10 protein-coding genes and 1 pseudogene are annotated in these 9,790 nt (G+C 73.2%); 3 read left to right on the top strand and 8 right to left on the bottom strand.

Features of this window, described 5'->3' with window-relative positions; translation table 11 throughout:
- Nucleotides 1-335 (bottom strand): annotated as a pseudogene (locus ACFWUQ_RS02140) (hypothetical protein); the annotation flags it as partial.
- Between the two features lie 191 nt (nt 336-526).
- Here ACFWUQ_RS02140 and ACFWUQ_RS02135 point away from each other — a divergent pair.
- The 3 genes from ACFWUQ_RS02135 to ACFWUQ_RS02125 all read left to right on the top strand — a co-directional run bounded on the left by ACFWUQ_RS02135 (nt 527) and on the right by ACFWUQ_RS02125 (nt 2,950).
- The gene (locus ACFWUQ_RS02135) at nt 527-1,534 is read left to right on the top strand and encodes a DUF1996 domain-containing protein (RefSeq protein ID WP_384531636.1); all 1,008 of its coding nucleotides are present in this window, start codon (nt 527-529) and stop codon (nt 1,532-1,534) included.
- An 82-nt stretch (nt 1,535-1,616) separates the two neighbouring features.
- A complete protein-coding gene (locus tag ACFWUQ_RS02130) occupies nt 1,617-2,228 on the top strand; it encodes a sigma-70 family RNA polymerase sigma factor (RefSeq protein WP_384531634.1) in 612 nt (203 codons plus the stop codon).
- Complete coding sequence (locus ACFWUQ_RS02125) at nt 2,225-2,950, top strand: anti-sigma factor family protein (RefSeq protein WP_384531632.1); 726 nt, start codon at nt 2,225-2,227, stop codon at nt 2,948-2,950. Before ACFWUQ_RS02130 ends, ACFWUQ_RS02125 begins: the two co-directional genes overlap by 4 nt.
- A 410-nt stretch (nt 2,951-3,360) precedes the next feature.
- On the opposite strand, the gene ACFWUQ_RS02120 is transcribed toward ACFWUQ_RS02125, so the two are convergent.
- From ACFWUQ_RS02120 to ACFWUQ_RS02090, 7 genes are all read right to left on the bottom strand, one after another.
- The gene (locus ACFWUQ_RS02120) at nt 3,361-4,092 is read right to left on the bottom strand and encodes a hypothetical protein (protein WP_384531631.1); all 732 of its coding nucleotides are present in this window, start codon (nt 4,090-4,092) and stop codon (nt 3,361-3,363) included.
- Nucleotides 4,093-4,199: 107 nt separating this feature from the next.
- Nucleotides 4,200-5,444, bottom strand: coding sequence for a cytochrome P450 (locus ACFWUQ_RS02115; protein ID WP_384531629.1), 1,245 nt, complete (start codon nt 5,442-5,444; stop codon nt 4,200-4,202).
- Nucleotides 5,441-6,679: a cytochrome P450 gene (locus ACFWUQ_RS02110; RefSeq protein ID WP_384531627.1), complete on the bottom strand. Its 1,239-nt coding sequence runs from the start codon at nt 6,677-6,679 to the stop codon at nt 5,441-5,443. Before ACFWUQ_RS02110 ends, ACFWUQ_RS02115 begins: the two co-directional genes overlap by 4 nt.
- Nucleotides 6,676-7,302: an ATP/GTP-binding protein gene (locus tag ACFWUQ_RS02105; RefSeq protein ID WP_384531626.1), complete on the bottom strand. Its 627-nt coding sequence runs from the start codon at nt 7,300-7,302 to the stop codon at nt 6,676-6,678. The genes ACFWUQ_RS02110 and ACFWUQ_RS02105 overlap by 4 nt, the downstream gene beginning before the upstream one ends.
- Nucleotides 7,283-7,639: a DUF742 domain-containing protein gene (locus tag ACFWUQ_RS02100; RefSeq protein ID WP_384531625.1), complete on the bottom strand. Its 357-nt coding sequence runs from the start codon at nt 7,637-7,639 to the stop codon at nt 7,283-7,285. Before ACFWUQ_RS02100 ends, ACFWUQ_RS02105 begins: the two co-directional genes overlap by 20 nt.
- Nucleotides 7,636-8,037, bottom strand: a complete 402-nt coding sequence (locus tag ACFWUQ_RS02095) for a roadblock/LC7 domain-containing protein (RefSeq protein WP_384531624.1) — start codon at nt 8,035-8,037, stop codon at nt 7,636-7,638. Before ACFWUQ_RS02095 ends, ACFWUQ_RS02100 begins: the two co-directional genes overlap by 4 nt.
- Nucleotides 8,034-9,782, bottom strand: coding sequence for a sensor histidine kinase (locus tag ACFWUQ_RS02090; protein ID WP_384531623.1), 1,749 nt, complete (start codon nt 9,780-9,782; stop codon nt 8,034-8,036). Before ACFWUQ_RS02090 ends, ACFWUQ_RS02095 begins: the two co-directional genes overlap by 4 nt.
- Nucleotides 9,783-9,790: the final 8 nt, after the last annotated feature.

Below are 9,790 nucleotides of genomic sequence, written 5' to 3'. Positions count from 1 at the left end.
TCCCGGCGGCGCCGGGACGACTGGGGGCGCAGTCCCGGGACCCCGGCGAGCAGGTCCGCGGCGCGGGTGCGCGGACCGGACGGAGGGGTGTGCCCCATGCCGATGTCGGCGGGGCCGACGGGCCGGCCGAGGTGCCGCGAGAGGATCTCGCAGAGCAGGCCCGGAAGCGGGTCGCGGGGCGTACTGCCGCGGATCCAGTGGGCGATGGAGGTGCGGTCGTAGGCGGTGCTGAGGCCGGCCGCGCGGGCACTGGCGTTGAGCCGGTGGGCCAGGGCCGCGTAGGTCAGGCCCGTCTCCCGGATCACCCGGAGCAGAAGGGGATTGGCAGCTGTCACGGAGGGGTGCTCCTTCGGGTGACGAGGGTACCCGCGCGAGATGGTGGCTTTTACGTATAAACAGGCATGCGTGGTGAAAGGTTGCGGGGGACCCGGGCCCCGCCGATACCCGCCCGCCGACACCCGCCCGCCGACGCCCGCCCTAGGGCGCCGGGTTGACGTCGCCGACGCCACCGGTGACCGTGGCCGCCATGGGGATCGAGAACCGACTGCTCGCGCTCGTCGTCTGCCTGGCCCTGGGCGTCGGGCTGACCGCCGCGGCGGTGAGCGCCTCGGGCGTGGCCGGCCCGCGGGCCGGAACCCCGTTGGGCGCGGCGGAGGGCGCGGCGGCGGCCGACCCCGTACGCGTACGCGAAGTCCCGCGGGAAACGTCACCCGCCCCGGCCGCCGGACCAGACGCCTCGACGGGCACGGTACGGGTGGACTGCGGCCGCAACGAGGAGGGCCACTACAACGAGGACAACCTGGTGGTCTCCCCCGGGCTGCGGTCGGGAGCGCACCACACCCACGCGTACGTGGGGAACCTGTCCGCGGACGCGATGGCGACCGACGCCTCCCTGGACGCGGCCGCCACGACCTGCCGCGGCGGCGACCGCTCCACCTACTACTGGCCCGTCCTGCGCCGCACGGACCGTCGGGGCACGCGGGCGCACGAGGGCGCGGCCGGGCACGGCAACGCGGGCGAGATCCTGCGGGAGGCCTCGGTGCTGCTGGAGTTCCGGGGCAGCCCGGTGGGCAAGGTGGTGCCGATGCCGCGCTTCCTGCGCGCGCTGACCGGTGACGCGGTGGCGTTCACGGGGGGCGTCGACGCCGACGTGCGGGCCCGCTGGGGCTGCTCCGGCGCCCCGGGCCGCGCCACCACCCGCTACCCGCGCTGCCCCGTCGGCGACCGGGTCACCCGTACCCTCACCTTCCCCAGCTGCTGGAACGGCCTCGACACCGCCTCGGCCGGCCACCGTTCGCACCTGCGGTTCCCCGCGGCGAACGGCGTCTGCCCGCAGGACACCTTCCCCGTGCCCGAGTTGCGGATCACGCTGGCCCACGAGGTCCCCCCGGACGCCCCGATCGCCCTCGACTCCTTCCCCGAGCAGCGGCACAGCCCCGAGACGGACCACGCCATGTTCGTGAACGCGATGAGCGAGGAGCAGATGGCCCAGGTCGTCCTGTGCCTCAACGAGGGCCGTGCCTGCCGGATCTGAGTGACGTACGTCACCTGAACCGCGCCGGCCCGTAAGGCGTGTTCCGTTCGCACTACCCAGCGAGGAGGACGGAGAGGGTGAGATGGCCGGACCACTGCGGCCCCGCGCTCGGCGGGGCTCGACCGACGAGGCGCTGATCAAGTCGGTGTACGAGGAGCACGGCCACGCCCTGCTCGCGTACGCGACGCGGCTGACGGGAGACCGGGCCGCCGCCGAGGACGTCGTCCAGGAGACGCTGATCCGGGCCTGGCGGCACGCCGACGTCCTGGTGAACGGGAAGGGCTCGGTACGCGGCTGGCTGCTCACGGTGGCCCGCAACATCATCACCGACCGCTACCGGGCCAGGGCCGCGCGCCCGCCGGAGGTCTCCGGGGCGTCGGCGGCGCCCCCGGTGGAGGGGGACCACGCCGACGCGGTGGTCGACAGCATGACGGTCCTGGGGGCCCTCGACCAGCTGTCCCCGGAACACCGCGACGTACTGACCGAGTTGTACTACCGGCAGCTCAGCGTGGCCGAGGCCGCCGACACGCTCGGTATCCCGGCGGGTACGGTCAAGTCGCGCTCGCACTACGCGCTCAAGGCGCTGCGCGAGGTGTTCGTGGCCGGCGGCGGCAGGGACAGCGGTAACAGAGAAGGCAAACGATCGGGCAGGCCGCCCCAGCAGCCCGCCGGACTGCGTGAGGTGGTGGCATGAACCGGCAGCTGCACGAGGAGGAACTGCTCGGCCCGTACGTGCTCGGCGTCCTCGACGAGGAGGAAGCGCGCCGGATCGAGGAGCACACGGCGGGATGCCCGCGGTGCCGGGAAGAGGTGGCCGCGTTGCGTGAGATGGAGGCGGCTCTGGGCGAGGTGCCCGGCGAGGCGTTCCTCGACGGCCCGCCGCAGGGCGGGGACCTGCTGCTCCAGCGGACGCTCCGCCAGATGCGCGGGGAACGGGACGGTGCGCGGCGCCGCCGGGCGGGGCTCGCGGGACTGGCCGCGGCGGCCTCCCTGGCCGCCGTGTTCTGGGCCGGTACGCAGTGGGGCACCGGTGAGCGGGCGGGCCTCGCTCTTCCGCCGCCGCCCGCTCCGACGTCCTCGGCGTCGCCGGTGGCGCCCGTACCGGGGACCAAGGTCGCCTCCGCGACCGACCGGGGCACGGGGGCGCGGATGACCGTACGGATGACGCCTGCCGCGAAGTGGGTACGGGTGCACGCGGCGGTCACCGGTGTGCCGCCGGGCGAGCGGTGCCGGCTGGTCGTGGTCTCCGCGGACGGGACGCGCACGGTCGCGGGCGGCTGGGTCGTCGGCGGCCAGGAGAACGGCGAGGGCAAGGGGGCCGCGCTGGACGGCTCGGCGGCCGTGGCCCCCGGCGACGTCGAGGCGGTCGTGGTCGAGAACGAGGCGGGCAGGGCGTTCGTGTCCGTACCGGTGTAGTGCGGTACAGCGCGGACATGTGACAGGGCCCGGGAGCATGTCCAGCTCCCGGGCCCCTGCTTGCCACCCAATTGCGCACACCGGCGGCGTTTAAGAGCCGCGGATCATATTGAGACCGACGTGTTCTGCCTTTGAACTACCGCGCCACGAGAGAGGCGCAGGAGGGACTTGAACCCCCATCCGTCGATGATCGCCCGCGCTCGGTCGATCCGGTGTTCGGCGGCGAATACTGAGACTGGAGCGAGAATCTGAGATTTACGGGGCCGCCTCTGCCAGGCTTGGGCCACCCAGGCACGCAGTGCCGGGGGAGGGATTCGAACCCCCAACTGACACCCCTGTATCAGCTTCAACATCAGTTTCAGCTTGCGCTCTCGCGCACCCCCCGCTCGCGACGGAGGGCGATTTCGGGGCTACCTGAACAGGTAGCCGAACACCGCGTCGCCCACCCGCTGGTCGGTGACCTCGGTGCTGTTGGCCTCCTCGCGGGCGAACTTGACGGCCTGCTGGAGCTTCTCCACGCGGTCGAGCAGCTCGTTCACCCGGCGGGCGGGCAGCGCGCCGGAGAACTTCACCGTCGTCCAGTACCCGACCGGCACGTCCTCGTAGTAGACCTCGACCTGCGCCGGGTGCTTATCGGTGGCCTCGGCCTTGACGTGGTTGCGCGGCACCTTCTTGGTGCGGATCGTGCGTACCGGGTCAGTCTTCCAGGAGTCCGTGGACGGGTCCAGGTTCCAGGACTCGGAGGCGTCCAGTACGGGCAGCTTCCGCACGAAGGTGTGCATGTCCGTCAGCTGCTTCTCCAGGAAGAGCAGGTAGGGCACGGGCACCTGCGCCAGCAGGACGGTCCCGTCGACGACCACGTCGGCCACCGCGGTGCGGTTCGCCCAGTCCTTGGTCGCCGTCACGTCGAACAGCCGCGTCAGCGTGCCGGCCGTCGCCCGGAGCACGTCCTCCGCCTTGACCTGCACCCGGGTGGACTCGGGCGGCAGCTGCTCGCCCTCCTCGTCCTTGGGCTGGTAGGTCCGGGAGATCCCGGCCAGCAGGGCGGGCTTCTGGACGTCGTGGTGAGCCTGGGAGAGCTCTTGGAGGGACTTGGACTTGACGCCCTTTTCCACTGCGATGATCTGATTCAGCTTCGGCACGCGATGAACCTAACAGGAGGCGGGACGACCGCACATGCGAATTTCTCCGGGCCGGGAGGGGGGAGGGGGGACGGGCCGAAGCGGCCCGTCCGGCCGTCGGGGATCCGTCAGGCCAGCCGGACCGGCAGCTCGAAGAGGTCGTTCTGGGTCAGGATCGGCTTGTTGCGCAGCTCCTGCGGTGACACGGCCAGCGTGAGGTCCGGGAAGCGCGCGTACAGGGCCGGCAGGGCCACCAGGGCCTCCAGGCGGGACAGCGCGGCCCCCGGGCAGACGTGCGGGCCGTGGCCGAAGGAGATGTGCCGGTTCGGGGTACGGGTGGCGTCGAACTCCCCCGCCGTGTCGCCGTGCTGCTCCTCGTCGCGGCCGATGGCCCCGAAGGAGACGATGAGCCCCTCGCCCTTCGGCAGGATCCGGTCGCCCACCTCGACGTCCTCGGCGGCGAACCGGATCAGGACGTGCGAGGTCGGCGTGGACCAGCGCAGGGTCTCCTCGATGACGTTCTCCCAGGGCACTTCGCCCTTGAGGACCAGCGCGCGCTGCTCGGGGTGGGTCTCCAGCGCGACGACCGCGTTCACGATCAGGCTGATGGTGGTCTCGTGACCGGCCGCGACCATCAGCTGGAGGGTGTTGGTGATCTCCTCCGTGCTGAGGTGGTCGCCGTCCTCCGAGGCGGCGATCAGGGCACTGGTGAGGTCGTCGCCCGGGTTCTCCCGCTTGGACTCCACGATGCGCGAGAACAGCGCGCCGAGGTCCGCCATCATCTGCGGCACCTCCTCGGGCAGCGTCTGTGTCGAGAAGAACTTCTCGAACAGTGCCTTGAGCCTCGGGTGGTCGGCGGCGTCCACGCCCATCAGCTCGCTGATGACGTTCATCGGGAGCGGGTACGCGAACTCGGCCTTGAGGTCGACGCGCTCGCCGGCCGGCAGCTGCGCCAGCCGGTCGAGCATGCCGGTGGTCAGCGCTTCGATGCCGGCCCGCAGCTTCTCCACCCGGCGGACCGTCAGCGCCTGTGCCACCAGGGTGCGCAGGCGCCGGTGCTCGTCACCGTCGACGGTGAGCATGGAGCGGCCGGGGTTGGCGAGCCCGATCAGCGGCCAGTCCATCGGTATCTCGCCGCGCTGCCAGGCACCCCACGCGCCGATGTCCTTGACGATCCGGGAGTCCGTCAGCAGCTTGCGGGCCTCGGCGTGGCGGGTGACGGCGTAGACGCCCACGCCGCCCGGCAGGACGACCCGTACCAGCGGTCCGGCGGCGCGCAGTACGGCGCTCTCCCCGGCGAGGTCGGTGACGAAGGGGTCCAGCGTGATGGCGGCAGGCCCACGGGTACCTGAGTGGTCGATCGGGCACGTCATCGCATGGCTCCAAGGGCGGGGGTCGGGGTGTAGGTCACGGGGAGTTCGGACAGGCCCCGCAGCCACGGCGAGGGGCGGCGGGCGAGCGCGGCCGCGGGCACGGCGAGGTCGACGTCGGGCAGCCGGTCCAGGAGGACCTCGATCCCGGTGCGCGCGATGACCTCGGCGACCTCCTGGGCCGGGAACGGGCAGCGGTGCTCCCCGTGGCCGAAGGAGAAGAACGCGTTGTTGCCGCCGGTGAGCGCTCCGGCGTCGGTGCGCACGTGCGGGTCGGCGTTGGCGGCGGCCAGGCCGAGCAGCAGCAGGTCGCCGCGGGCGATGCGCCGACCCCCGAGGTGGGTGTCGCGGGAGGTCCAGCGCCCGGCCACGTTCTGGGTGGGGGTGTCCTCCCACAGCACCTCGTTCATGGCCTCCCCGACGCTGTGCCGGCCGCCCGCGAGGGAGGCCGCGAAGCGGTCGTCGGTGAGCATCAGGCGCAGCGTGTTGCCGATCCAGTCCGCGGTGGGCTGGTGGCCGGCGGCCATCATCACCATGAGGTCCTGGGCGATCTCGTCCACGGTGAATCCGGCCCGGTTGGCGAGCATCCGCGAGACGACGTCCGGGCCGGGCTCGGCCTGCTTGGCGGCGAGCAGCGCGTACATGGAACCGCCGAGGTGGCGTTGGCCGTCCAGGGCGCCCTCCCGGCCGTTGATCATGTCGTTCATGGCGGTGACGAGGCCGGGGCCCTGGTCGTCGGAGAAGCCGTAGATGCGGGCGAGCACGCGCAGCGGCAGGAGCATCGCGTACTCGCCGACGATGTCGCAGGCGCCCTTGCCGCACAGGGCGTCGATCAGCTCGTCGGCGAACCGTTCGGCGTGGCCCTTGAGTTCGAAGGGGTCCACCGACTCCAGGGCCTCGGAGATCACGGCGGCGCGCTCGCTGTGGCGGGCGCCGACGGTGTAGAGGATGGAGGGCTGCTTGCGGCCGATCATCGGCAGGAGCGGCCAGTCGGCGGGGATGCGGTCCCACTGGTTCCACAGGTCGGAGTCGCGGGAGAAGAGCACCGGGTCGCTGGTGACCTGGTGCAGCTCGCGGTAGCCGAGCACCAGCCAGGCCGGTACGTCGCCGTCGAGGACCACGGGGGCGACGGCGCCGTGGTCGCGGCGCATCTCGCGGTACAGCTCGGTCGGTTCGGTCTGGAACCGGGGGCCGCCGAGATAGACGGGCCGGTGCTCGGGGGCGGCGGGGCAGGTCACGGGGTGGGCTCCGGGGTCTTCGGCGGGCTGGGCGCAAGGGCCGTCTGGAGATGCTGAACGAGGGAGATCAGGACCTGCTTGCTGGACTCGCGGGAGCGGGCGTCGCAGAACACGAGCGGGACGCCGGCGGGCAGGTCGAGGGCCGCGCGGATCTCCTGCGGGGTGTGCTCGGCGCCACCGAAGTCGTTGCAGGCCACCACGAAGGGCGTGCCGTGGTGTTCGAGGCGGTCGATGGCGTACCAGGAGTCGGCGAGGCGGCGGGTGTCGACGAGGACGACGGCGCCGAGGGTGCCGGCGAAGAGGCGGTCCCACAGGAACCAGAAGCGCTCCTGCCCCGGGGCGCCGAAGAGGTACAGCACGTTGCGGGCGTCGAGGGTGATGCGGCCGAAGTCGAAGGCCACGGTGGTGGCGGTCTTCGAGGCGACTCCGTCCGTGCGGTCGACGAGCTCGCCCGCCTTGGTCATCGTCTCTTCGGTGTTCAGCGGGCGGATCTCGCTGACCGAGCGGACCATGGTCGTCTTGCCGACGCCGAATCCGCCGACGATGACGATCTTCAGACCGTTGTCGGCGGTGCTCTGCAGGGTCTGGCGGGGTTCGCTCTGGTCAGAGGTTGCGGAGTCCAACGAGCACCTGCTCCAGGATTTCGGGTTCGGGAAGGCGGAACGTGGTGGTGCGCGGGTGCCGGGCGCTGATGCGCCCGGTGCCGAGCAGATCGGCGAGGAGGATGCGGACGATCGACACCGGCAGGCCCAGCTCGGCGGCGATCTCCACGACGGCTGTCGGGAAGCGGCACATGCGCAGGATCACCGCGTGCTCCGACTGCATGCCGGGGACCGGGTCGGACTCGGTGACGATCAGCGTGACCAGGTCGAACGCGTCGGAACCGGCGCGGCTGCGGCCGCCGGTGAGCGTGTACAGCCGGTCCGGGGAGTCGTCCCGGCCCGGTCTGCTCCTACTCATCCCCTGGGCCGGGCGACGAGGTGTTCGCCGATCTGCTCGACCAGCTCGGACATGTTGTGGCCGACCAGGCCCGCGTCGGCGTCCTCGGCGGCGACGAGCGCGAGGTGCGCGCCCTCGCCAGCCTCGACGATGAAGAGCAGCCCGCCGTAGAACTCGGCCATGGCGGAGCGGACGCCGCCGGTCCCGTCACCGAACTCGATGGACGCCCCGTGCGAGAGGCTCTGGATACCGGCGGCGATGGCGGCGAGCTGGTCGGCCTGGTCGACGGAGAGCTCCGGGGTACGGCACAGCTTGAGGCCGTCGCGGGAGAGCACGAGGGCGTGGCGGGCGCCGGGGGTGCGTTCGAGGAGCCCTTCCAGGAGCCAGCTGAGCGTCTCGTCGGTGGTGGAGCCGGTCATTCCGTGTTGCCTTCCGGGTGCGGGGGGTTCGGGGACGGTTCAGGCGGTGCGGGTGTCGTGGCGGCGGCTCCGCGGACCGCCTGGCGGAAGCTCCCGAAGCGGGCGGCCGACCGTGACGCGCCGGCGGGGGCGGGCCCGGCGCCGGACCCGGGGGCGGTCGTACGGGTGCCGGGGCCGGCGGCGTCGGGCCACTCGGGGTGGGCGGCGGCCAGGGTCCGGCCCCGCCTGCGCTGCGGGAGGCCGCCCTCGGCCGAGGCCGCGTCCGCGGCGGGGGCCGCGGTGGCGGGCGGCGGCGGTGCGGGGGTGGCGTCGGCGGGCGCCGCACCGTAGTCCGCGGTCCGCGCACGGTCGCGGTCGCGCGCGGACTTGGCGTCGGGCTCGCCGGGCGCGTTGCCGCGGTGTGCGGTGGCGGTGCCGTGCGCGTCCGCGGTGCGGTGCGCGGGGGCGGTGTCGTGCGCGGCGGCGGTGTCGTGCGCGGCCGCGGTGTCGTGCACGGCGTCGGGCTCCGCGGCGGCCGGCGGTGCGGGCAGCGCGGCCGGGGTCGCCGGCGCCGTGAGGGCGGGGGCGGGGGCGGGGGTCGCGCGGGTCACCGCGGTCTCCTCCGGTGCGGCCGCGGTCCCCTCCGGAGTACGGCTGATCAGGTCCTGCGGGAGCATCATCAGCGCTCCCGTACCTCCGCGCGCGGAGGGCCGGAAGGAGACCGTCAGGCCGTGCTTGCGGGCGAGGCGGCCGACCACGGCGAGGCCGAGCCGGGTGCCGGAGAGGCCGGCCAGGTCCAGTGACTCGGCGGACACGGCCTGTTGGGCGCGTCGCAGCTGGACCTCGCTCATCACCAGACCGCTGTCCTCGACGGTGATGATGATCCCGGCCGGCACCTCCTCCACGTAGACGTGGACCTCGGCGGTCGGCGGGGAGAAGTTCGCCGCGTTGTCGAGCAGTTCGGCGAGGGCGTGCATGACGCCCTCGGCCGCGTGCCCGGCGACGGCGGCGTCGCTGGTGGAGTGCGACCGGACCCGCTGGTAGCCGCCGATACGCCCCATCGCACCGCGCAGAATCGATTCCATCACGATCGGCTTCGCCCAGCGGCGGCCCGAACGGGCCCCGGTGAGTACGGCGATGGAGTCGGCGAGGCGGCCCGCCTGGGCCGTCCGGTGGTCGAGGTGGAGCAGGTCGCCGAGGACGTCCTCGTCGGCGTGGCGGTGCTCCATGTCGCGCAGGTCGGCCAGCATTCCGGTGGCGAGGGCCTGCATGCGGCCGGCCGCGTTGGCGGCGGCGGCCATCGCCGCGGCCCGTCCGGACTCCGCGCGCCGCAACTGGTTGGCGAGGCGTTCGCGGGAGACCGCCTGCGCGGCGGCCAGCTGGTCGAGCTCGGCGGCGTGCGCGCCGGTGAGCCGCTCCAGTTCGGCGGCGTGCGCGGCGGTGAGCCGGCCGCGTTCGGCGGCGCGGGCGGCCGCCTCACGCGCGGCGTCGGCGGTCAGGCGGGCGATGTACGCGTCACGGGCGCCGAGTTCGGCGGTGAGGCCGGAGAGCCGGCTCCGCAGCAGCCGGGCGGTGCGCGCCGTCCAGGTGACCGCGAAGGCCGCCACGGACAGCAGCAGCACGCCGGAGGCGGAGAACCATGCCAGGGGCACGGCGACGGAGGACGGGGCCGCGGCCACCGCCGCCGTGGAGAACGCGCCGCCGACCGCTGCGGTCAGCAGCAGGGCGAGGGCGGAGGGGCGAAGGGGGGAGGGCGACGCCGTCATCAATCAAA

Origin of the sequence: Streptomyces sp. NPDC058662 (assembly GCF_042716255.1) — a bacterium.
Classification (GTDB): domain Bacteria; phylum Actinomycetota; class Actinomycetes; order Streptomycetales; family Streptomycetaceae; genus Streptomyces.
Note: the sequence above shows the minus strand (reverse complement) of the source record. Positions and strands in the feature narration are given on the sequence as shown.